Source organism: Delftia sp. DS1230, from assembly GCF_040112715.1.
Classification (GTDB): domain Bacteria; phylum Pseudomonadota; class Gammaproteobacteria; order Burkholderiales; family Burkholderiaceae_C; genus Comamonas; species Comamonas tsuruhatensis.
This window is the reverse complement of sequence record NZ_CP157763.1, coordinates 2,970,983-2,993,165: the sequence shown is the minus strand read 5'-3', so window position 1 is coordinate 2,993,165 and position 22,183 is coordinate 2,970,983. Positions and strand designations below refer to the sequence as shown.

Sequence of the window (22,183 nt, the reverse complement as noted above, 5' to 3'; positions counted from 1 at the left end):
GCGAAAACTAGTTCTTGAGGTAGGCGTCCAGCACCATGCGATTCCAGTTGGCCGAGCCGACCAGGGAATCGCCGAGCTTCTCGGCCGTCGCCACCACGGCGCTTTGCTGCTGCTGCAGCGCCTTGACCCGGTCGCCCAGGCTTGCCATGGACGAACTCAGCCGGCTGCCCGTGGACAGTGCATCGTTGGCGCTGTTTTCCACCGCCTTGCCAATGCCGGCCAGGCCCGAGGTCACGCCTGCGGGATCTGTGGCCATGGACTTTTCCAGGGCCTTGGCGTCCACCGCCAGCGTGCCGTCCTGGCGCTGGACGATGCCGATCCTGGCCAGGCTGGGCGAAGTCGCGCTGCCCGTGACACTCATGATGGCCGCACGCAGCTCGCGCAGCGCGCGGGTGGCCCCCACATCGGTGGTGGAGCCGGCGGCCGCGCTGGCATTGCCCTTGGCCGCACTGGCGTTGTAGCGCGCCACCAGCTTTTCCAGCGCACCTTGGACCGACTGGGTGGTGCTGGTCGCCGTGAGGGCCGCCATCTCCTTGCCCGCCGTGGCCAGATCCACCAGGGACGACTTGAACTGCCCCAGCGCCGACAGCGAGGTAGAGCCCGCCTGGGCCTGGGCCGCAATGCGCTCGTGCGCCTTGGACAGCGAAGGCGCCAGCTTGCGGACTTTCTCCGCTTCGGTGGTCTCCGTCTTGGTGCTGTCCGTCTTCGTGGCGCCGGCCTGCGCATCGCTCTTCTTGATGGCCGAGTCCGAAGCCGTCTGCGCCGTGGTGCTGCTGTTGAGCCTGGACTGGGCTCGGGCCAACAGGCTTTGCACATTCAGGTTGTCGGTTCTGATGCTCATGTTCTCTTCCCTGTAAGTTTGCGGATGGTGCGGGCGCAGGGCCCGTCCACGGTTTGGCAGGGAGACTACCGGGACGCCGCCGCCGCAATGCAGGGATAAGCGGGCCGCTTACCCGCGACTTGCAGCCTTTGCCGGGCCGGATGCACGCCCGCCTTCGCCCAGCGAGCCGTGCGCCCATGAAAAAGGGCCTCCGAAGAGGCCCGTTCCACACATCCCGACCATCAGGCCGTCTGCTGCAGGGCTCCGTAGCGCTCGCGCGCCGTCTGCAGCATGTAGAAGGTGATGCGCTTGACCTCGGCACGGCTGTCGGCGATGTGCTGCTTCAGGCAGGACTGGGCCAGCGCGGCATCGCCGGCCTCGATGGCGGCAAGAATGGCGGCATGGTCGTCATAGGTTGCCGAGACGCGCGGCAGCTTGATCACATCCAGGCGGCGGATGATGCGGATGCGCTCTGTAATGTCCAGGTGGATGCGCGCCATCTCCTGGTTGCCGGTCGCGGCCACCAGGCCGGTATGGAAGGCCTCGTCCAGCGAGGCCACGACGGCGGGGTCGGTCTCGCGCTGCTCCTCGGGCACGCACCAGACTTCGCGCAGCGGCTGCAATGACTGCAGCGATTCGCCCACCAGGCTGGCCACGGCGCTGGTCTCCATCAGGGTGCGCACCTCGTACAGATCCTCGAAGTACTTGAAGTCGAAGGCCTTGATCTGCCATCCGCTCTTGAAGTGCACATCCACATAGCCATCGCGCTGCAACCAGAACAGCGCCTGGCGCACGGGCGTGCGGCTGACCTGCATGCGCGTGGCGATCTCGCCTTCGCTGAAACGGTCGCCAGGCAGCAGACGGAAATCGAAGATGTCGTTCTTCAGGCAGGCGTAGATCTGCGCAGCCAGCGAATGCGCGCTGCTCGCAGGCCCCTGGCGCGTCTCGCACACCGGCGAGGAAACAACCGCGATGCTCATGCGACTGCCGCGCCCGCTGGAGCACGCAGGCCTTGCCGCTGGCCGCCGCCAAGGCCTGGCAACGACATGCCCGGAGCCCTGAAGAAGGGCCAGGCCTTGCCTTCGACACCGGACTCGCGCATGGCCGAAGACAGGGTATACGCTGACCGCAGCAGCAATACCATTGCCTGATTTGCGATCAGGCAATGGGCAATGGTCCATTCACGCATTTAGTACTCTTTCTTGTACACAAGTTGGCAGTGGGATTTATTAAAGAAACGAATTGCGTTTTAATAATTGGACCTACAAGAATATCCTCGACAACGGCCGATCTTCGTGTATGCTCCGCGACTTGCCGCCGCAAAGGCCATACACACCATAGCGTTTGGCAACCCCCGGCACCAGGCATTCAAAGTGACTGGACCAACACCAACAGGAACCCACTCGCGGTAATCCTGCGCATATTTGCGCCAATCCATTTTTTCCAGAGAGTTTCTGCACACACCTGGTGCAACGAGCACATCAATTTCCCCATGCCTGCGGCCATGGGTTTGTGTATTTGTTAAATATTGCAAGATATTGAGGCATTCAGCCTCTGACAGGAATGGAAGGCGGCTTTCTGTCAAGGAACTGACATGTGAATCTGCTAGCAGCGGCCTTGCGCGTGCAGAGACAAGGCACGTCCTGCCCGATATTCCATCCACCGCTCGATTCCAGCTTTCCATACTGGAAAGCCTCCATCGATGGATGGAGGCCATATTCCCGCGCATCCACGGCAAACCCACGCCGGATGCATCCGACGCGGGTTTGCCGCAGCAGCAAGCCTGCGCAAGAAGACTCAGGCTTCGCGGTTTTCCTTGATGTTGAAGCCCATCTGGCTCTCGGCGCCCTTGCCGCCCTGGTTGGTCTGTTCCCAGTACTGGGTCTTGACCTTGGCAGCCTGGAACGAGTAGTTGACAGTCACGGTGTCAGAGGAGTTGGCGCCGCTGACGGTCACGTTCGTCACCATGACGTCGGTCAGGGTGATCTTGGTGAACTCGATCTGCGAGCCACCGGCCTTGCACAGCGAGATGTCGACCTGGCCCAGGTGCTTGCCCGTGGCGCAGTGCTTGAGCACGGCGGGGTAGCACTTGTCCACCTTGGCGATGACGTTCAGGTCATGGAAGCTCACCTTGCCGGCGCCGGCACCGCCGCCGCTGGCCATGGTGTTGGGCTGGGTCGCGCCCCAGGTGAAGGAGTCGATGTCGGTCCAGCCCTTGTGGTTGGAATCCTGGGATTCGCCACTGGCGCCCTCGACCTTCATGAACATATCAACGGACATTGCACACCTCTCGAATTAATGGATTAAACGTTCGCATGCAACCCAATAGACCGACTGCATCGGATGGTTCACACGCGAACAAAGGGGAAAACCACTCCCGGGCAGAGCGCACGAAACCGATTCACTGAACATGTGATTCAGATCAGTGCGGCGCATACCCTGGATGGTCAAGGAATGTATTGACAATCGCCTGCAATCCTCACTGTCGTGAACCGCCCTCCTTTGTTGGAGCCGCGATGATAGTGGATAAGATCGGAAAAATACAAACAATTGGCCCGACTGAATTGTTACGGCCGATACATCTGAAAAAAAATGTATCCATCGCTTATCCATTCGATACGTGTCATGGCTTTTTGCAGAACTCAAGCTACACTCACGCCGCATTCGGAGTCCGATTGAAATACGATCTTGTATTCATGACGAGTCCATGACGTTCGTCTTTGGCCCCCGGCTTCAGACAATTGGCTGATCGAGGAAAACCAGCGGTTGCATAGACAGATTGCCGGTGCGATGCCGGCTTTGTGCTTGTCCAATGGCCTCGAACAGATTCGGCACCCTGGCACTGCGACAGACCTCGCCCGCCAGCGTGTGAAACAACATCTTGGGTGGGATTGCATGGATAGCGAAGCAGCATGTTCGACCAACTGCCTTCCGGCAGGTGTCCAGATTGGCGAATACCGCGTGCTCGATGTCATCGGCGAAGGCGGTTTCGGCATCGTCTACAAGGCCCGTGACCTCTCGCTGGACCGCGAGGTCGCGATCAAGGAGTACATGCCTTCGGCACTGGCCGGTCGGCAAAGCTCCCATCAGGTGCATGTGCGCTCGCAGCATCGTGGCGCCTTCGACGCCGGGCTGCGCAGCTTCATCAACGAGGCCCGCCTGCTGGCGCGCTTCTCCCACCCCACCCTGGTGCATGTCTACCGATTCTTCGAAGCCGGCGGCACGGCCTACATGGTGATGCGCCACTACGAGGGCCAGACGCTGGGCCAGGTGCTGAAGGCATCGTCCGGCCGCATGGATCAGGCCGGGCTCAGCGCGCTGCTGGTCCCCTTGCTGGACGTGCTGGAAGTGCTGCATGCGCAAGACTGCTTCCACCGCGACATCGCGCCGGACAATATCTTCGTGCAGCGCGATGGCAGCCCCGTGCTGCTGGATTTCGGCGCCGCGCGCCGCATCATCGGCGACATGACCCAGGCGCTGACCATGGTGCTCAAGCCCGGTTTTGCGCCCATCGAGCAATACGTGGACGACGGCGCCATGCCCCAGGGCGCGTGGACCGACATCTACCAGGTCGGCGCACTGATCCACCAGGCCGCCACGGGCCGCATCCCGGCCACCTCGGTCGCGCGCATGGTCACCGATCCCATGCAGCCGCTGACCTCCGAACAGGTCCCGGGCTACTCCGACGCTTTTCTGCAGGGCATGCAACGGGCGCTGGCCGTGCGCCCCCAGGACCGCCCCCAATCCATTGCCGAGCTGCGCAGCCTGCTGGGCCTGTCCACCGACGCCCGGACAGCGCCTGCGCCGGGGGAGCCCAGCCCCATCTACATCCCGATCACGCCGCCTGCGTCCGTACAGGCCGCCATGGCCACCCAGTCAGCAGCCGTGCAGGCGCCGCGCTTCGTGCCGATCACGGAAATCTTCGTTCCTGCAGCAGCGCCGCAGGCAGCGCCCGCGGCCACAGCCATGCCCGTGCCTGCGGTCCCGCCTGTTGCATCTGTTGCACCGGTCCCTCCTGTCGCCACGGTCGCACCGGTGCCGCCCGCTCCCACCGCGCCTGGGGGTTTGGCAACAGGCGGCCCTGTCCAGCCATCTGCAGCCGCAGCCGCGCCCCAGATGACGCCTCAGGCATCTGCCGCCGATCCCATGGGCCTGGACAACGGTCCGTACATCGACATCGACCAGGCACTGCCCCCCGCTCAGCCTGCGCAGCCCCCGGTTCAGGCGCAGGCGCCTGCATCCCAACAGCCCGCCTCCGCACCCGCCGTTCAGGGCGCGCCCGCAGGGGTGCAGCCTCCGGCCGCTGCCGTCCAGGCAGTGCCCAAGGCCAGGCGCAGCGGCATGGCCGTGCCGATGGCCATCGGCGCCCTGGTGCTGGCGGCCATCGCGGGCGGCGGCGTGCTGTGGTACGACCATTCCCAGGACCAGGCCCGTGCCAAGACCTTGGCAGCACGCGACAGCCTGGCATGGCAGCAGGCGCAAAGCCAGTCCAGCCTGGCCCGCCTGCAGGACTACCTGGACAGCTTCCCCGAAGGACAGCACCGCACCGAGGCCCAGGCGCTGCTCAAGCAGTTGCTCAATGAGGCCTCGCTGGCCTCCACGGAGCAGGTGCAGCCGATGACCCCGCCGGAGCAGACCGCGCTGGCTGAACTCCCCCCTTCCCAGCCCGAGCAGGGCGCGCCCGTCGCCCCCGTCACGGTGGCCGCGGTGCCCGAGCCGTTGCCCACCGAGCCGCCCAAGACCGAAGCCCGCCCCGCCAAGCCCGCAGCGGCCACGGGCAAGGTGGTGTTCCGGGTCGTGCCCTGGGGCTATGTCTCCGTGAACCGCGCCCCGGCACGGACCAGCCCGCCGCTGACCCAGATGGAGTTGCCGGAGGGCGAGTACCGCATCGACATCAGCAACCCGGGTGCGGCCTCTACGGTGACCAAGACCATCACGGTCACCAAGGGCGAGTCGGTGACCGTGAACCATCTTTTCGAATGAGCGCGGCGCATGGCTCGACTGATGAACCACCGCTGGCGATGGATGCTGTGCACTGCAGTGCTCGGCCTGCCCTGCCTGGCGCATTCCCAGGCGGCATGCGAGGAGGCCGCGCCGGCCCAAACCGGCTCGGCAGGACGCCCGCAGCTGGCGCAGGGCATTGCGCTGTTCGAGGCGCGCGACCTGGCCCAGGCTGAGCGTGCGCTGCAGGCTGCGCTGTTTGGCGGGCTGGCGGATCCCATGGAGCGGGCCTCCGCCCACAAGTACCTGGCCTACACCTATTGCACGCACAAGGAATGGGCGCGCTGCGAGGCCGCCTTCGACGCCGCGTTCGCCGCCCACCCCGGCTTTGCGCTGCAGGCCTACGAGACCACGGGTACGCCGTGGCGGGACGCCTACAGCCGCGCCCAGGAACGCTGGACCCAGCGCTGCCCTGCCGCCCAACGGCTGCGCGTGGCACCCGCAGCGCCCACGGCCGGCGGCTTTGCACTGAACAGCCGCGTGATCACATCGATCACCGCACTGACATCGGGCTCGGCCCCGGTGCGCTCCGCCGCACTGGCCGCACGGCCTGAGACGCCACGGACGGATCACAACCTGCGCCTGAGGGTCAGCCCCTGGGCCAACGTGCTGATCAACGGCAAGCCGTCCGGCGTCACCCCTCCCGTCGTGCTGCTCAAGCTGGCGCCAGGCTCCCACACGGTGGAACTGCGCAACCCCGGCTTCGAGAGCTATCGGCAGGTGATCCGCATCACCGACGGCCAGTCGGTGACCCTTTCCCATGACTTTGATGCCCGATGACCATGTCCATGCATATCCCTCACTCCCTCCAGCGCCTGACCCTTGCCCTTGCCGTTGCCTTCGGGCTGGCCGCCTGCGAAACCGCACCCAAGCCGGTGGAGCCCGAGCCAGCACCGCCCGTCGTGCAGGCGCCTGTCGAGCCCGTCAAGCCCGTGGACCCGGTGGTGATCAAGGAGCAGGAGCTGGTCGAGGCCATCCAGCTCTACGTGGATGGCCGCTACGAGGATGCCATCACGGCCCTGACGCCCCTGTCCACCGCGCAGGAGCTGCCGATGAGCAGCCAGGTCAAGGCGCTCAAGTACATCGCCTTCAGCCACTGCGTGGAAGGCCGCCGCAAGCCCTGCCGGCAGCACTTCGACATGGCCCTGGCCCTGGACCCCACCTTCCAGCTGACCGAGGCCGAAAAGGGCCATCCCACCTGGGGCCGGGAATTCAACAATGCCCGCGCCGCGCTGCGCAACAAGCGCCCGGCGCCCGCGCGCAAGGCCTCCTGAGGCCTGCCGAGGCCCCCGACGCTTCCTGAAAACTGCCTAGCCTAAGACTCCATGGACAAAATCGAACTCAGGGTCGTGGACCACGATGGCGTTGCGGTCGACCGCCACTGGCATGCCGTATTCGGCATGGCAGGCGGCACGATCGGACGCAGTGGCCAGAACAAGCTCATCATCTCGGATCCGGACGCTTCCGTGGCGCGCGTGCACGCCATGGTCAGACTCGATTCCGAGGGAGCCTTTGTTGCGAACCTGAGCGAGCGTGATCCCATCTGGGTGGCAGACCAGCCCGTGCGCTCGGGCCAGGAAGTGGCCCTGACACTGGGCGCGCGCATCCGCATCGGCGCCTACACCCTGGCCGCCGTGGCGCCGGGCACCCCTTTCGAAGCACCGGCCTCGCCCGGTGCAGCCGTGCCGGCGCCTGCCAGCGCAGCATTTGCAGCGGCTGTGACGCCCTCAGCACCTTCTGCGTCCTCAGCACCCTCAACGCCATCGGTTCCCTCGCCGGTCACGGCAATCCCGCAGCCACCGATCCAGCAGCCCCCCGCAGTTGACAACCCCCTGCAGTCGCAAGCAACGGGGCCGGCAGAAGCTGCGCCACTGGCAGACGTTCTGCCTCCAGCCGCCGCCGGCATCGCCGATCCCTGGGAAGGCCTGACGGCGCTGAGCCTGGATGACATCCAGACCCCGCCTGCGCCTTCTGCCGAGAGTGCAATCCCCCCCGAGCAAGCGGCCATGGCGATGCCGCAGCCGGCCAGGCCGCAGCACCGCCCGCTGCTGATTCCCAATGATTTCGACCCCTTTGCACCGCCGCCCGAGCAGGCTCGGCAGCAGGAAGAAGGCTGGGCCGGCCTGCCCTCGCACGGCAAGGGCGAGCTGATTCATCAGCGCCATGACGGCATGGTCCAAACGCTTCCCCTCAAGGGCCTGAGCACCGAGGCACTGCATGACGCCTCCCATACCGGCCTGCCTTCGTGCTTCGAGGCATCGCAAAAGCTCGATCCGCTCGCGCTGTTCGACCAGGGCGGCCTGCCCGGCGACGCAGCGCCGCTGCAACAGGCATCGGGCCGGGGCTCCGAGCTGGGCCAGGCCTTCAACCTGCCGCGCATGCAGCCGCCTGCGCAGCCTGCTGCACAGGGTGCAGCGGCGCCGGCCCAGCCGGCCGGCCTGGAGCAGTCATTGGCGCCTGCGGCGCAGACACAGCAACCTGTACAGGTTCAGGCCGCACCAGCTGCCGTACCAGTTGCCGTATCAGCTCCCTTACCTGCCGCTGCACCAGTTGCTGCACCGATGGCCACGGCCCCCGCTGCTGCGACGGCCCCCGAAATCCCCGCCGAGCCCGTCGTGCTCGACGGACTGCTGCCCACCAACGGGCTGGACCTGAACATCTTCCAGTCCGGCGCAGGCCAAGCTGCGCCAGCCATCGTTTCTGCCGCAAGCGCTGCCACCGCTCCCGCCAACACCAGCTCCAGCGCCCACTTCAACGCAGCCTCCAGCATCCTCGGCCAGGGCGCCGCCGCCATTCCCGTCGGCACCCTGCCCTGCACCGCCGCGCCTGTCGATGCTCCGGTGCAGCCCCAGCCGGCCGCCAGCGCCGCCCACGCCGACCTGCAGGCCCTGGCCACGGCCTTCATGGAAGGCGCGGGCCTGAACCCGGCCAAGACCCATTTCGAGGTCACGCCCGAATTCATGCGCACCTTCGGCGAAGCCCTGCGCATTGCCGTGCAGGGCACCATCGACCTGCTGGCGGCGCGCTCCGAGATCAAGCGCGAGTTCCGTGCCGGCGTCACCATCATTGCCACGGGCGCCAACAATCCGCTCAAGTTCCTGCCCAATTCCGAGGGCGTGCTCATGCAGATGGTCCACCAGACCTTCCCGGGCTTCATGAAGCCGCTGCCCGCCATGCAGGACGCCTTCCAGGATCTGCACGTGCACCAGCTGGCCCTGATGGCCGGCATCCGCGCCGCCTATGCCGAGGCCCTGACCCGGTTCGATCCGACCGAGCTGGAGCGCCGCACCGAAACCAACCCCGGCCTGCTGGACAAGCTGCTGACCAATGGCCGCAAGGCTGCGCTGTGGGACGACTACAAGCACAACTTCGACGTGCTGCGCCGCCATGCCGAGGACGATCTGATGGCCTTCTCGGGCCGCACCTTCGTCGAGGCCTACGAAAACGCCGAGCAGTCCGTGAAAGGCCAGCCGTGATCGCCTACCTCGACGGAGACGGCCACCGCTACAGCATCCAGGTGGCCAGCGCATCCCACAGCGGCAGGCGTTCCAGCAACGAAGACGCCATGGGCCTGATGGACCTGGGCGCCGGCGGCCTGTGCTGCACCCTGGCCGATGGGGCTGGCGGGCACGGGCATGGCGAACTTGCCGCCCAGCTCACGGTCCAGGCCGTGCTGGAGGGCTTCCGGGAGAACCCGCTGTTCGCCCCTGCCAGCCTGGCCTCCCTGATTTCCCAGGCGGAGCACCGCGTCAGCGGCCAGCAGTCCACCTCGGCCTCGCGCATGCACATGAGCGCCACCGTGGTGGTGCTGTGCATCGACCCCGGGCAGGGCCGCGCCCTGTGGGCGCACTGGGGCGACTCGCGCCTGTACTGGTTCCGCGCAGGCCGCATGCACCTGCGCACCGAAGACCACAGCCTGGTGCAGCAGCTGCTGCACGCCGGCCTGTACGAAGAGAACGACCCGCGCCGCCTGCCCAACCGCAACGTCCTGGCCGGCGCCATCGGTGCCGAAGGCCAGGTGCCGCCCAGCATCCGCTCCGCCGCCGTGGCCCTGGAGCCCGGCGATGTCTTCCTGCTGTGCTCGGACGGCCTGTGGGAAGGCATGCACGAGTCGGAAATGGAGCAGCTGCTGGCCGCGAGCCAGCGCCCCGACGAATGGATACAGCGCATGGTCGACCGCGTCGTATCCAGCGGCAATCCGCACCAGGACAACCTCAGCGCGCTGACGGTGTGGATCTGCCCGCGTGACACCAATGACTGATATCGAGACAGGAGAAGCCATGTGGAAATCGCATGCACCGCATGTACCGCAAGCGCGCCGTCAGGCGCTGCAAACGCTGGGCGCCTTGGGCCTGGGCACGGCAATGGCGACCGGCCTGGCCGGCTGCGGCTCCCTCAATCCCCTGAGCCGCGCGCCTGAAGTGGCGCCCACGGCCGTGCCCGCCGCCGTGTTCGAGGTGGTGGCCGACATGGACATCAACCCCGACCGCGAAGGCATCCCCAAGCCCGTGCTGCTGCGCATCTACGAGCTGCGCGCCTCCGCCGCCTTCGACCGCGCCGGCTTCTTCGACCTGCAGGACAAGGACGACGGCCAGCTGGGCAGCGACTTCGTGCGGCGCGAGGAATTCCTGATCGCGCCCGGCCAACGCCAGGTGATTGAGCGCAAGGGCAACCCCGATGTGCGCGCCTTCGGCCTGTTCGCCGCCTACCGCGATCTGGAGCGCAGCACCTGGCGCGCCTCGGCCGCCGCGCCCAACTCCGTGGAGCTGCGCAGGCGGTGGTGGGGCATGGGCTCCACCGAAAAGCTGCAGCCCGTGCGCTACCAGGTGCACCTGACCCGCGAGGAGGTCACCGTGCGCATCCAACCCGCATCCCAATAAACGCACATCTATCCACCATGGTCTGGCAACGCAAAGTCATCTGGGCCGAAGGCATGTTCCTTCGGCCCCAGCACTTCCAGCAGCAGGAGCGCTTCCTGTTCCGGCAACTGCAGTCGCGCAGCCTGCCGGGACAGCCCTTTTTCTGGGGCTTCTCGGAACTGGAGCTGGACACCGATCTGCTGCGCATGGGCAAGCTGGGCATACGCTCGGCACACGGCGTGCTGCCCGACGGCACGCCGTTCCAGCTGCCGGGCGACGACGAGGCGCCCACCCCGCTGGACATCGGCAAGGACCTCAAGGACGTGGTGGTGCACCTGGCCCTGCCGCTGCGCCGCCTGTCGGGCAGCGAGGTCACCTTTGGCGAAGGCACGCAAAGCCCCGCGCGCTATCTCAGTGACGTGACCGAAGTGGCGGACAGCAACGACGTGGGCGCCCAGCCCGCCGAGGTGCAGCTGGGCCGGCTGCGCCTGAGCCTGCGCCCCGCCCACGAGCTGACCGAAGGCTGGGTCAGCCTGCCCGTGGCCCATGTGGTCGAGCGCCAGGCCAGCGGCGGCGTGCTGCTGGAGCCCGGCTTCATTCCCACCGTGGTCAACAACGGGCCCAGCTCGGTGCTCAACACCTTCTGCAAGGAAATCCACGGCCTGCTGCGCCAGCGCGGCGAGGTTCTGGCCCAGCGCATGATCCAGCCCGAGCGCGGCGGCATCGGCGAGGTCGGCGACTTCCTGCTGCTGCAGCTCATCAACCACTGGACGGGCGCCGCCCAGCACTGGGTGCGCACCGGCAGCATCCACCCCGAGCGCCTGTTCGAGGAACTGCTGCGCCTGGCCGCCGAGCTGACCACCTTCGACCACGAGCGCCGCCGCCCCGAGGTGCTGCCCGTCTATGACCACGACGACCTGCGGCGCAGCTTTCCGCCACTGATGCTGGAGCTGCGGCGCAGCCTGTCCTCGGTGCTGGAGCAAAACGCCATCCAGATCCCGCTGCACGACCGCCAGTACGGCGTGCGCGTGGCGCTGATCCCGTCCACCGAGCTGCTGACCACCTGCGACTTCGTGCTGGCCGCCCATGCCCAGACCACGCCGGAATTCCTGCGCACCCACTTCCCCACCCAGACCAAGCTGGGCCCGGTGGAGCGCATACGCGACCTGGTGAACCTGCACCTGCCCGGCGTCACGCTGCGGCCGCTGCCCATCGCCCCGCGCGAGATCCCCTACCACGCGGGCTACAACTATTTCGAGGTGGACACCACGCACGACCTGTGGAACCAGCTGCAAAGCTCCGGCGGCCTTGCCATGCACGTCTCCGGTGAATTCCCCGACCTGCAGCTGGAGTTCTGGGCCATCCGCCGCTGACGGCGCGACGCATCTTCCGACATGAACAGTTCCAACATCAGCCACCAAATGCCCTGGGGGAGAGACGGCGACGCGGGCCGAGCCGAAGGCGCAGCCAGCGGCGCAACCGCGCCTGCCGGTCAGGAGCCGCTGCGCTCCAACCTGCCCGACGTGGTCAGCGGCGGCAACCCGCTGGTGGCCGCCGCCAACCAGCTGCTGAACCTCATCCCCCAGATCCGCGCCATGGTCACCAACGAAGACCCGCGCGCGCTGCAGCAGCTGCTGCTCGAACACATACGCGAGTTCGAGCAGCGTGCCGGCGCCAGCGGCGTGCCCATGGAAACCATCATCGGCGCGCGCTACTGCATCTGCACCGTGCTCGACGAAACCGCCGCCCAGACGCCCTGGGGCAGCGCAGGTATCTGGCCTCACTACAGCCTGCTCGTGGCCCTGCACAACGAAACCTGGGGCGGCGAGAAGTTCTTCCAGCTGCTGGCCCGGCTGGTGCAGACGCCGCACCAGCACATCGACCTCATCGAGCTGCTGTACTACTGCGTGATGCTGGGCTTCGAAGGCCGCTACCGCGTGATCGACAACGGCCGCGCCCAGCTGGAGACGCTCAAGGCGCGCCTGCTGCAGCTCATCGAATCGACGCGCGGCGACCGCAGCAGCCTGCTGTCCGTGCACTGGCGCGGCGTGCAGCGCCTGGCCTCGCCGCCCTGGGCCATGGTGCCGCTGTGGGTGGCGGCAGCCATCACGCTGCTGCTGGCGTTCTTCATCTACCTGTGGTTCAGCTACCGGCTGTCCAACAGCTCGGACGATCTGTTCGCCGCCATCAACGAGATCCGGTTCCCGCGCACCTCGGCGGCTGCCACCGTGGCCACCATCAAGCCGCGGCTGCGGCAATTCCTGGAGCCCGAAATCCGCGAAGGCCTGGTCAGCGTGCGCGACGAAGCCGACCGCAGCACCGTCATCCTGCGCGGCGACGGCCTGTTCGACCCGGCCGCCACCGTCGTCAAGCCCCGCTACGTGCAGGTCATCCACCGCGTGGCCGCGGCGCTGGACGAAGTGCCGGGCAAGGTCATCGTCAATGGCTACACCGACAACCTGCCCATCCGCACGGCGCGCTTCCCGTCCAACTGGAACCTGTCGCAGGAGCGCGCCCAGGCCGTGTCCCAGATGCTGGGCGGCTCGCTGCGCGACCGCCAGCGCCTGCATGCCGAGGGCCGTGCCGACAGCGACCCCGTCGCCCCCAACAACACGGCCGAAGGCCGGGCGCTGAACCGGCGGGTGGAAATCGTCCTGCTGGTCGCGCCCCAGCAGCGTGACCAGCAACTGCAGGCCCTGCCTGCCGCACCCGAGACCAGGAACTGACCCCCATGATCCGTCGCATCGCCTCATGGCTGTTCAACCGCTACATGCTGGAGCTTCTGGGCCTGGTGGCCCTGAGCCTGCTCATCTGGTTCGTCGGCCCCCTCGTCTTCATCCAGCCCTACCAGCCGCTGGGCAGCCCCACCGTGCGCTGGTGGTTGATCGCCGGCCTGTTCATCCTCTGGTTCCTGCGCCTGCTGCTGAAATGGTGGCGTGCACAGCGCATGAACGAGCACCTCATGACCGGCCTGTCCCGCCTGACCTCGCCGCGCGAGGCGGACGGCACGCCCGCCGCCGGCTCCGAGGAAGTGGCCGAGCTGGAGTCCCGCTTCAAGGAAGCCCTCGACACGCTGAGCAAGACCCGCTTCGGCCAGACCGAAGGCGGCCTGTTCGGGCGCTGGAACAAGCGCTACATCTACCAGCTGCCCTGGTACCTGATCATCGGCTCGCCGGGTTCGGGCAAGACCACGGCCCTGATCAACTCGGGGCTGGACTTCCCGCTGGCGGCCCAGTTCGGCAAGCGCGCCATCCCCGGCATGGGCGGCACGCGCAACTGCGACTGGTGGTTCACCGACCAGGCCGTGCTGCTGGACACGGCCGGCCGCTACACCACCCAGGAAAGCGATGCGGAGCAGGACAAGGCTGCCTGGAAGGGCTTCATGCAGCTGCTCAGGCGCTTTCGCGGACGCCAGCCGGTCAACGGCGTCATCGTCACGCTCAGCGTGCAGGAGCTGCTCAGCAGCAGCGATACCGAGCGTGCCCAGCTGGCCCAGCTGATCGGCCTGCGCCTGAGCGAGCTGTGCGAGGAGCTGACCATCCGCTTTCCCGTCTACGTGCTGGTCACCAAGAGCGACCTGCTGGCGGGCTTCAACGAGTTCTTCGGCGCCATGAGCCGCGAGGAGCGCGCCCAGGTCTGGGGCTTCACCTACCCCTATGACGAAAAGACCCAGCGCTCGCCCGCCAGCGACCCGCAGGCCGCCAGCGCCCTGTACATGGAGGAATTCGACGCCCTGGTCGCCCAGATCAACCGCCTGCTGCCCCAGCGGCTGATGACCGAGCCCGATCTTGCGCGCCGCAGCCTGCTCTACGCCCTGCCCCAGCAGTTTGCCGGCCTCAAGGACGTGGTGCGCGACACGCTGGATGCGGCGTTCTCCGCCTCGCGCTTCAAGGAAAAGCCGCTGCTGCGCGGCGTCTACTTCACCAGCGGCACGCAGGAGGGCATGCCCTTCGACCGCGTGATGTCGGCCCTGTCGCGCCGCTTTGCGCTGCGCGGCCGCCTGCCGGCCGATGCCGTGCCCCAGCAGGGCCGCAGCTACTTCCTGGAGTCGCTGTTCAAGGACGTGATGTTCAACGAGTCCGGCCTGACCGGGCGCAACGCCAAGAAAGAGCGCCAGCTGCGCCTGCTGCAGGCCGCCGGCCTGTGCGCCCTGCTGCTGGCCCTGGGCGGCGCGGCCCTGGCCTGGACGCTGAGCTACGAGAACAACCAGCGCTACCTGAACGAAGTGGCCGACAACGCCGGCACGCTGCGCCAGGCCGTGGAGGAATCCAAGGCCACCGATCCCGACAACGTGGTCGCCCTGGTGCCCATGCTCAACCACGCGGCGCGCGTGGCGCAGAGCAGCCGCTTCGAGGAATCGGCCCCGCTGGGCTGGCGCTGGGGCCTGCTGCAGGTGCCCAAGGTGCAGACGGCCGCCCACGCCACCTACCTGCGCCTGCTGGAAGACGCCTGGCTGCCGCGCCTGAGCAGCCATGTCGCGCGCTCGCTGCGCCAGGTCAGCACCGGCAGCCCCGAGGCCAGCTACGAAACGCTCAAGGCCTATCTCATGCTCTACGAGCCCGACCACTTCGACGCCACCTTCGTCAAGGCCTGGCTGCGCAGCGATTGGGAAAACACCCTGCCCCAGCATCTGGTGCAGGCCGGCCTGGTGGACCAGCTGTCCGAGCACCTGGACCGCCTCATCGACGGCCGCGTGGTGGTCTCCGCCCAGCCCATCGACGCCAACCTGGTCGCCGAAGTGCGCCAGCGCCTGGCCCAGATGTCGCCCGCCCAGCGTGCCTACAGCCGCCTCAAGCAGCTGCTGAACACCGGCGACAAGCTGCCGCCCGACTTCAGCGTGGTGCGTGCCAGCGGACCCGAGGCGCCCCAGGTCTTTGCGCGTGCCAGCGGCAAGCCGCTCACCCAGGGCATCAGCGGCCTGTTCACCTATGACGGCTACCACGGCCTCTTCCTGCACGAGCTGCCCAAGGTCACCACCTTGCTGGCCAAGGAGGAAACCTGGGTGCTGGGCCAGGCCGAAGGCCGGCGCAGCGTGGCCCAGGAAGTGCTCACGGGCCAACTGGCCAACGAGGTCAAGCGCCTGTACCTGATGGAGTACGCGCGCCTGTGGGAAACCTTCCTGGCCGACATCCGCCCCATACGCACGGCCTCGCTGGAGCAGGCCGGCGAGCAGGCCCGCCTGTACTCGTCCGCCAACTCCAGCCTGGAGCAGTTCATCCGCGCCGTGGCCCGCGAGACCACGCTGGCCCGCCGCCCGGACCAGCAGGAAGGCGGCAGCTCGGGCAGCACCAGCAGCTGGCTGGGCGAGAAACTGCAGCGCATCCGCGAGGAACAGCACCAGCTCAGCCGCCTGACCGGCAAGCCGCTGAACGTGGGCGGCATGCTGGCCACCGGCACGCTGGAGGCCGACATCGTGGACTTCCGCTTCCGCGAATACCGGCGCCTTGCCACCAGCAACGGCTCGGGCCCGGCGCCCATCACCGCCAGCCTGCAGGTGCTCAACGAGGCGGCGGCCGTCATCGCCTCGGCGCGCCAGCAGGTGATCCAGGGCGGCGGCGTGCCTCCCTCGCTGAGCGGCACGCTGGAGAAAGTGCGCTCGGAGGCCAAGCGCGTGCCGCCTCCGCTCAACAGCATGTACGAGGCCCTGGCCACCTCCACCTCGTCCTTCGTGGGAAGCAGCGTGCGCAGCACGCTGGGCGGCAACCTCAACGCCACCATCGGCGACTTCTGCCGCCGAGCCATCCTGGGCCGCTACCCCTTCACGCGCAGCGCCACGCGCGACGTGACCACGGACGACTTCGCCCGCCTGTTCGCCACCGGCGGCACCATGGACGAGTTCTTCCGCACCCAGCTGCAGACCATGGTGGACATCTCCACCGTGCCCTGGACCTTCAAGCAGGGTGTGGACGGCACGCCGGTGGGGGGCTCTGCCTCGCTGGCCGCCTTCCAGCGCGCGGCCTCCATCCGCGACGTGTTCTTCCGCGCAGGCGGCAACACGCCCGGCATCCGGCTGGAGATCAAGCCGCTGGACATGGACGCCTCCATCTCCCAGATGGTGCTGGACGTGGACGGCGAGATCGTGCGCTACCAGCACGGCCCGCAAATCCCCAAGGCCGTCTCCTGGCCCGGCACGCGCGGCACCGGCCAGGCCCGGCTGCAGATCACGGCGGCCGGCGCGCAGAACACCGGCATCGTGACCGAAGGCCCCTGGGCCCTGCACCGCCTGTTCGACCGCGCCCAGATCCTGCCGGGCAACTCGCCCGAGCGCTTCACGGCCATCTTCACCATCGACGGGCGCAAGCTGCGCATGGAAGTCACCACCAGCAGCGTTCTCAACCCATTCCGGCTCAAGGCCATGGAGGAATTCGAATGTCCGGACCGGCTGTGAACGCCATGACTGTCCAGCGGCCATGCGCCGCCTGGTGGGGCAAGCTGCCCAGCCAGGGCGATTTCGTCGGCCGGCGCATGCCCCACGCACTGACCATGCGCTGGGACGAATGGCTGCGCAACGGCATGGACCAGTTGCGCAGCGATGCGGCCGATGGCTGGTCCACGCGCTTCGTGCACTCGCCGCTGTGGTTCTTCCTGTGCCCTGCCTCCATCCTGGGCCAGTCCATGGTGGGCGTGATTGGCCCCAGCTCCGACCGCATCGGCCGGCTCTTTCCGCTGGCCATCATGGCCACGGTGGACGGCAGCTCCGGCATGCCGGCGTCGGACCAGGACATCGAACGCTTTCTGAGCGGCGCACGCGATGCGCTCATCGACGCGCGACGCCTGCCCCTGTCGGCCCAGCAGCTCGACGAGCGGCTGGCCACCCTGCAATGGCCGTTCCAGCAGGAGCGCAGCGCGCCGGACAGCACCTCCATCCACAGCCTGCTGGCCGACCTCGACATGGGCGCCTCGCAAGGCAACGCCGCGCGCCTGCCGCGCATGGACTGGCGCGCCTGCATGCGCCCCGGTTCCACCACCTCCGTCTGGTGGATCTCGGCCACGCCGCGCCACGCCCCTGACGAAGTGGTCCAGCACGAAGTGCTGCACCGCCGCCTGTTCACCCGGCTGTTCAAGGGCGCCTGAACCCGCACAGAGCGCACGGCCCCTGCACACCAAACCCCAAGCCACATCGAATCCCGCCCATGGCCAATATCCAGGACCTGCTGACCGAGACCTCCGCCGAGCCCCCCTGCGGCCCGGACCTCACCTATGACAACGACTTCCAGTCCATGGAAAGCGCTGCGCAGGGCAAGGTCGAACAGCAGTTCGGCGACACCGTCATCCCCGCCGAGCCACCGGACTGGCGCGACGTGGAGCGCCAGGCCTCGGCCCTGATGCAGCGCACCAAGGACCTGCGCGTGGCCGTGCTGCTGTGCCGTGCCTGGACCATCCTGCACGGCCTGCCCGGCACGCTGCAGGGCCTGCAGCTGTGCGCCGCCCTGCTGGAGCGCCACTGGGAGCATGTCCACCCCCTGCCCGAGGACGGCGACGACTACTTCATGCGCATGAACGCCCTGGGCACCCTGTCGGACGTGACGGGCTTTGTGCGCGACCTGCGCAACGCCGACTTCCTGCGCGGCGCCCTGGGCCAGATCAGCGTGCGCGACGCCGAACTGATGGCCAGGGGCAACGTGCCCGAGGACCTGCCGCACCTGACCGCCGACGAGCTGCGCATGGCCTCGGCCCGCGCACATGCCGAGGGCCACGAAACCCTGCTGGCCGTCACCCCCGCGCTGCAGGAACTCGACCGGATCCGCGCCTGCTGCGAACAGCACCTGCCCAGCCACCAGCAGCCCGAGCTCGACGGCCTGCGCCAGCTGCTGCTGGCCCTCGGTCAATGGCTGCCCCAGTCCACAGGCGACGCCGACACGGCCGCTGAAACCGATCCGGCCGCACAGGCCGGCACCGGGGACGGCCTGGCATCCCAGCCCGCGCCCGGCACCCCCCACACCCCGGCACGCAACCGCGAACAGGCGATTGCCCAGTTGCTGGAAATCGCCGCCTTCGTGGAGCGCACCGAGCCCTCCAACCCCGCCCCCCTGCTCATCCGCCGCGCCGCCCGCTTCATGCGCATGGGCTTCATGGACATCCTGCGCGAACTGTCGCCCGACAGCCTGGCCCAGGTGGAAGTGATCACGGGCGCCCACCTGCAGGAGCAGCAGACATGAGGGCCACCGCCAAGAACGAGGCGCTGTTTAAACGAAAGGATGCAAGCAATGCTTGAAGTCGACAAGAACGGGATGGTGATCAACAACGCACGCATCCTGCCGCGACGCACCACGGCCATTGAGCGCGCGGCCATGCCCACGGTCCGAGGGATCATCGTCCACCAGACGGGTTCCTCCACGGAGCAGGCTGTTTTCAACAGCTACCTGGTCCCTGGCGCCAACGGGGCGCACTTCCTCATCAGCAAGCAGGGCACGATCTACCAGACAGCTTCGCTGTATCGGCGGACCAACCACGTTGGCAATGTGCGCGCACGCTGCCTGGCAGAGCATCGGTGTACTGCAGCGGAGATCAAGCAGTACAGCAAGAGCGGCCCCAAGGCTATTAGCCGCACAGAGATGACCAAGAGCGTCCCTGAGCGCTACCCCTCCAACCTGGACAGCATCGGCATTGAAATCGTTGGCATCGCGTCGTTGCCTCCGAGCAAAAAGATGCCCCCGAATCTCACGCCCAAGAAGCAGCAGGAGTTCATCAACGAAAACGCCGTCTACGAGGCAGTGAACGGGCCTCAGCAAAGCGCGTTGAGCTATCTGGTGGAAGAGCTGAAGAACAGCCTGCAGATTCCGGGAACCGAAATTCATCGCCACCCGGCAGTCAGCTACAAGAACGTTACCGAAGCGGAGACCGCGACATGGCAATGAAATGGTGTCTCGCCGTAGCGTTTGGCTTCGCCGTGGCGGCCTTTGCGGATACACGCTCCAAGCCCGTCATAGAGCGCATCACGATCCCGGTCAGCGCCGCCAAAAGCGAAGATCCGAATATCCATTGCGATTCACTGCGCATTGACGAAAAGCGTGTGCGCTATTTCCTGCGCCACGCCAGGCCCAGCAGCCAGTTTAATTACGCGCGTGCCTATGAAACCGGTAGTTGCAGCGCCAGTGCCGTCGTGCGCTTCAAGGGTGGCCGCGAATTCCGGCTGGCCATCGATGACGGCACCGGCTGGGGAACCACAGAGAGCAAACGCTCCGTGTCCTACCTCTATTGCGAAGCCTGCACTGATCTGCTGGAGCCGGACTTCGACTTCAAGGAGCCAGCGTCCCCATGACATCTGCGCCTTTCCACGGCTTTGACCGTTTCCACACGGCCTCTTGCGCCCTCAGCCCTTCGGTCCGCCGCAAGGCGGGACTCCAGGCTTTTTACTTCTGCGACCCATTTTTTTCTTGAAAGGAACACCCGCATGTCGCTCACCAAAACCGGCAAGAGTGGTCAGAAATTCATCGCGCGCAACCGTGCGCCGCGCGTGCAGATCGAGTACGACGTCGAGATCTACGGTTCGGAAAAGAAGGTGCAGATCCCCTTCGTGATGGGCGTGCTGGCCGATCTGTCGGGCAAGCCCGTCGATCCGCTGCCCGAAATCGCCGACCGCAAGTTCCTGGAAATCGACATCGACAACTTCGATGCGCGCATGAAGTCCATCAAGCCCCGCGTCGCCTTCCAGGTGGACAACACGCTGACGGGCGAGGGCAAGCTCAACATCGACCTGAGCTTCGAGAGCATGGAGGACTTCTCCCCCGCCGCCATCGCGCGGCGCGTGGGCGCGCTCAACTCGCTGCTGGAGGCACGCACCCAGCTGCACAACCTGCTGTCCTACATGGACGGCAAGCAGGGCGCCGAGGAGCTGATCGGCAAGGTGCTCAAGGACCCTGCGCTGCTCAAGTCGCTGGCCGCCGCGCCCAACATCACTGCCCCGCAGGCCTTGGGCCCTGCATCCGAGGCTTGAGGCAGCACATCAGGAAGGCAAGCACGTCATGAATACCGCAACCCAACTCGAACAATCGACCCAGGCGCTGGCCGGCAGCGAATTCGGCAGCCTGCTGCAAAAGGAATTCAAGCCCAAGACCGACCAGGCCCGCGAAGCCGTGGAAGCGGCCGTGCAGACGCTGGCCCAGCAGGCCCTGGGCTCGGCGATCACGCTGTCCAACGATGCCTACCAGACGGTGCAGGCCATCATTGCCGAGATCGACCGCAAGCTGTCCGAGCAGATCAACCGCATCATCCACCACGACGACTACCAGAAGCTCGAAGGCGCCTGGCGCGGTCTGCACCACCTGGTGACCAACACCGAGGTGGACGAGATGCTCAAGATCCGCGTCATGAACATCTCCAAGAAGGAGCTGCACCGCAACATGCGCCGCTTCAAGGGCGTGGGCTGGGACCAGAGCCCCGTCTTCAAGAAGGTGTACGAAGAGGAATACGGCCAGTTCGGCGGCGAGCCCTTCGGCTGCCTGGTGGGCGACTACCACTTCGACCACAGCCCGCCGGACGTGGAGCTGCTCGGTGAAATGGCCAAGGTGGCTGCCGCGGCCCACTGCCCCTTCATCTCGGGCGCGGCGCCCGCCATCATGCAGATGGAATCCTGGCAGGAGCTGGCCAACCCGCGCGACCTGACCAAGATCTTCACCAACACCGAGTACGCCGCCTGGCGCAGCCTGCGCGAGTCCGACGACGCCAAGTACATCGGCCTGGCCATGCCGCGCTTCCTGGCACGCCTGCCCTACGGCGCGCGCACCAACCCGGTCGATGAATTCGACTTCGAGGAAGAGACCGACAGCGGCGACCACGGCAAGTACTGCTGGGCCAACTCGGCCTACGCCATGGCGGTCAACATCAACCGCTCGTTCAAGTACTACGGCTGGTGCACCTCCATCCGCGGCGTGGAATCGGGCGGCGCGGTGGACAACCTGCCGGCCCACACCTTCCCCACCGACGACGGCGGCGTGGACATGAAGTGCCCCACGGAAATCGCCATCAGCGACCGCCGCGAGGCCGAGCTCGCCAAGAACGGCTTCATGCCCCTGGTGCACCGCAAGAACTCGGACGTGGCCGCCTTCATCGGCGCCCAGTCGCTGGCCAAGCCCGCCGAGTACTACGACTCCGACGCCACGGCCAATGCCAACCTGTCGGCGCGCCTGCCCTACATGTTCGCCTGCTGCCGCTTCGCGCACTACCTCAAGTGCATCGTGCGCGACAAGATCGGCTCCTTCCGCGAGCGCACCGACATGGAGCGCTGGCTCAACGACTGGATCATGAACTACGTGGACGGCGACCCGGCCAACTCCTCGCAGGAAACCAAGGCCCGCAAGCCCCTGGCCGCCGCCGAGGTGCAGGTGCAGGAAGTCGAGGGCAACCCCGGCTACTACACCTCCAAGTTCTTCCTGCGCCCCCACTACCAGCTGGAAGGCCTGACGGTGTCGCTGCGCCTGGTGTCCAAGCTGCCTTCCGTGAAGCAGGGCGCGAAGTAAGACTGTCTGTCCACCTGGCTCCTGGTGCCGACACGCTCGCACCA

19 protein-coding genes are annotated in these 22,183 nt (G+C 66.9%); 15 read left to right on the top strand and 4 right to left on the bottom strand.

Annotated features, from left to right (window positions below; translation table 11 throughout):
* Positions 1–7 precede the first annotated feature (7 nt).
* The 4 genes from fliD to AAN986_RS13395 all read right to left on the bottom strand — a co-directional run bounded on the left by fliD (position 8) and on the right by AAN986_RS13395 (position 3,100).
* Positions 8–841, bottom strand: a complete 834-nt coding sequence (fliD, locus tag AAN986_RS13410; RefSeq protein WP_047219165.1) for a flagellar filament capping protein FliD — start codon at positions 839–841, stop codon at positions 8–10.
* Between the two features lie 221 nt (positions 842–1,062).
* Positions 1,063–1,800: a GntR family transcriptional regulator gene (locus AAN986_RS13405; RefSeq protein ID WP_016453385.1), complete on the bottom strand. Its 738-nt coding sequence runs from the start codon at positions 1,798–1,800 to the stop codon at positions 1,063–1,065.
* Positions 1,797–2,009 carry a hypothetical protein gene (locus tag AAN986_RS13400; RefSeq protein WP_156179953.1) on the bottom strand — a complete coding sequence of 71 codons (213 nt, stop codon included), beginning with the start codon at positions 2,007–2,009 and terminating at the stop codon, positions 1,797–1,799. The genes AAN986_RS13405 and AAN986_RS13400 overlap by 4 nt, the downstream gene beginning before the upstream one ends.
* Positions 2,010–2,617: 608 nt before the next feature.
* Positions 2,618–3,100, bottom strand: coding sequence for a type VI secretion system tube protein Hcp (locus AAN986_RS13395; RefSeq protein WP_016446977.1), 483 nt, complete (start codon positions 3,098–3,100; stop codon positions 2,618–2,620).
* A 615-nt stretch (positions 3,101–3,715) separates the two neighbouring features.
* Between AAN986_RS13395 and AAN986_RS13390 the strand changes: the two genes are divergently transcribed.
* From AAN986_RS13390 to tssC, 15 genes are all read left to right on the top strand, one after another.
* Entirely contained in the window at positions 3,716–5,803 is a 2,088-nt protein-coding gene (locus tag AAN986_RS13390) for a serine/threonine protein kinase (protein WP_047219164.1), read from the top strand.
* A gap of 9 nt (positions 5,804–5,812) precedes the next feature.
* The gene (locus AAN986_RS13385) at positions 5,813–6,601 is read left to right on the top strand and encodes a PEGA domain-containing protein (protein ID WP_016453383.1); all 789 of its coding nucleotides are present in this window, start codon (positions 5,813–5,815) and stop codon (positions 6,599–6,601) included.
* A gap of 8 nt (positions 6,602–6,609) precedes the next feature.
* Positions 6,610–7,095, top strand: coding sequence for a TssQ family T6SS-associated lipoprotein (locus tag AAN986_RS13380; protein ID WP_223275220.1), 486 nt, complete (start codon positions 6,610–6,612; stop codon positions 7,093–7,095).
* A gap of 51 nt (positions 7,096–7,146) precedes the next feature.
* On the top strand, positions 7,147–9,297 hold the full coding sequence (gene tagH / locus AAN986_RS13375; RefSeq protein WP_047219163.1) for a type VI secretion system-associated FHA domain protein TagH: 2,151 nt from the start codon (positions 7,147–7,149) through the stop codon (positions 9,295–9,297).
* Positions 9,294–10,082, top strand: a complete 789-nt coding sequence (locus AAN986_RS13370; RefSeq protein ID WP_047219162.1) for a protein phosphatase 2C domain-containing protein — start codon at positions 9,294–9,296, stop codon at positions 10,080–10,082. The genes tagH and AAN986_RS13370 overlap by 4 nt, the downstream gene beginning before the upstream one ends.
* Positions 10,083–10,101: 19 nt before the next feature.
* Positions 10,102–10,701, top strand: a complete 600-nt coding sequence (gene tssJ / locus AAN986_RS13365; protein ID WP_016446983.1) for a type VI secretion system lipoprotein TssJ — start codon at positions 10,102–10,104, stop codon at positions 10,699–10,701.
* 17 nt (positions 10,702–10,718) lie between these two features.
* Entirely contained in the window at positions 10,719–12,053 is a 1,335-nt protein-coding gene (gene tssK, locus AAN986_RS13360; RefSeq protein WP_016446984.1) for a type VI secretion system baseplate subunit TssK, read from the top strand.
* Positions 12,054–12,074: 21 nt separating this feature from the next.
* The gene (locus AAN986_RS13355) at positions 12,075–13,406 is read left to right on the top strand and encodes a DotU family type VI secretion system protein (RefSeq protein WP_043790650.1); all 1,332 of its coding nucleotides are present in this window, start codon (positions 12,075–12,077) and stop codon (positions 13,404–13,406) included.
* A 5-nt stretch (positions 13,407–13,411) separates the two neighbouring features.
* Positions 13,412–17,068: a type VI secretion system membrane subunit TssM gene (tssM, locus tag AAN986_RS13350; protein WP_016446986.1), complete on the top strand. Its 3,657-nt coding sequence runs from the start codon at positions 13,412–13,414 to the stop codon at positions 17,066–17,068.
* Entirely contained in the window at positions 17,050–17,754 is a 705-nt protein-coding gene (gene tagF / locus AAN986_RS13345; RefSeq protein ID WP_016446987.1) for a type VI secretion system-associated protein TagF, read from the top strand. Before tssM ends, tagF begins: the two co-directional genes overlap by 19 nt.
* Before the next feature lie 59 nt (positions 17,755–17,813).
* Positions 17,814–18,839: a type VI secretion system protein TssA gene (tssA, locus tag AAN986_RS13340; protein ID WP_017405326.1), complete on the top strand. Its 1,026-nt coding sequence runs from the start codon at positions 17,814–17,816 to the stop codon at positions 18,837–18,839.
* 48 nt (positions 18,840–18,887) lie between these two features.
* Positions 18,888–19,538, top strand: a complete 651-nt coding sequence (locus AAN986_RS13335) for an N-acetylmuramoyl-L-alanine amidase (protein ID WP_047219161.1) — start codon at positions 18,888–18,890, stop codon at positions 19,536–19,538.
* Entirely contained in the window at positions 19,529–19,942 is a 414-nt protein-coding gene (locus AAN986_RS13330) for a hypothetical protein (RefSeq protein WP_047219160.1), read from the top strand. Before AAN986_RS13335 ends, AAN986_RS13330 begins: the two co-directional genes overlap by 10 nt.
* A gap of 132 nt (positions 19,943–20,074) precedes the next feature.
* Positions 20,075–20,617, top strand: a complete 543-nt coding sequence (gene tssB / locus AAN986_RS13325; protein WP_013802360.1) for a type VI secretion system contractile sheath small subunit — start codon at positions 20,075–20,077, stop codon at positions 20,615–20,617.
* A 28-nt stretch (positions 20,618–20,645) separates the two neighbouring features.
* Positions 20,646–22,139: a type VI secretion system contractile sheath large subunit gene (gene tssC / locus AAN986_RS13320; RefSeq protein ID WP_012205676.1), complete on the top strand. Its 1,494-nt coding sequence runs from the start codon at positions 20,646–20,648 to the stop codon at positions 22,137–22,139.
* The last annotated feature ends 44 nt before the right edge of the window (positions 22,140–22,183 follow it).

Bases quoted from the DNA above. Each gene is read 5' to 3' on its own strand.
- tssK (WP_016446984.1), top strand. From the start codon at position 10,719: ATGGTCTGGCAACGCAAAGTCATCTGGGCCGAAGGCATGTTCCTTCGG.
- AAN986_RS13390 (WP_047219164.1), top strand. From the start codon at position 3,716: ATGGATAGCGAAGCAGCATGTTCGACCAACTGCCTTCCGGCAGGTGTC.
- tagH (WP_047219163.1), top strand. From the start codon at position 7,147: ATGGACAAAATCGAACTCAGGGTCGTGGACCACGATGGCGTTGCGGTC.
- tssA (WP_017405326.1), top strand. From the start codon at position 17,814: ATGGCCAATATCCAGGACCTGCTGACCGAGACCTCCGCCGAGCCCCCC.
- tssM (WP_016446986.1), top strand. From the start codon at position 13,412: ATGATCCGTCGCATCGCCTCATGGCTGTTCAACCGCTACATGCTGGAG.
- AAN986_RS13355 (WP_043790650.1), top strand. From the start codon at position 12,075: ATGAACAGTTCCAACATCAGCCACCAAATGCCCTGGGGGAGAGACGGC.
- AAN986_RS13400 (WP_156179953.1), bottom strand. From the start codon at position 2,009: ATGCGTGAATGGACCATTGCCCATTGCCTGATCGCAAATCAGGCAATG.
- AAN986_RS13395 (WP_016446977.1), bottom strand. From the start codon at position 3,100: ATGTCCGTTGATATGTTCATGAAGGTCGAGGGCGCCAGTGGCGAATCC.
- fliD (WP_047219165.1), bottom strand. From the start codon at position 841: ATGAGCATCAGAACCGACAACCTGAATGTGCAAAGCCTGTTGGCCCGA.
- AAN986_RS13335 (WP_047219161.1), top strand. From the start codon at position 18,888: ATGCTTGAAGTCGACAAGAACGGGATGGTGATCAACAACGCACGCATC.
- AAN986_RS13330 (WP_047219160.1), top strand. From the start codon at position 19,529: ATGGCAATGAAATGGTGTCTCGCCGTAGCGTTTGGCTTCGCCGTGGCG.
- tssC (WP_012205676.1), top strand. From the start codon at position 20,646: ATGAATACCGCAACCCAACTCGAACAATCGACCCAGGCGCTGGCCGGC.
- tssJ (WP_016446983.1), top strand. From the start codon at position 10,102: ATGTGGAAATCGCATGCACCGCATGTACCGCAAGCGCGCCGTCAGGCG.
- AAN986_RS13405 (WP_016453385.1), bottom strand. From the start codon at position 1,800: ATGAGCATCGCGGTTGTTTCCTCGCCGGTGTGCGAGACGCGCCAGGGG.
- tagF (WP_016446987.1), top strand. From the start codon at position 17,050: ATGTCCGGACCGGCTGTGAACGCCATGACTGTCCAGCGGCCATGCGCC.
- AAN986_RS13385 (WP_016453383.1), top strand. From the start codon at position 5,813: ATGGCTCGACTGATGAACCACCGCTGGCGATGGATGCTGTGCACTGCA.
- tssB (WP_013802360.1), top strand. From the start codon at position 20,075: ATGTCGCTCACCAAAACCGGCAAGAGTGGTCAGAAATTCATCGCGCGC.
- AAN986_RS13380 (WP_223275220.1), top strand. From the start codon at position 6,610: ATGCATATCCCTCACTCCCTCCAGCGCCTGACCCTTGCCCTTGCCGTT.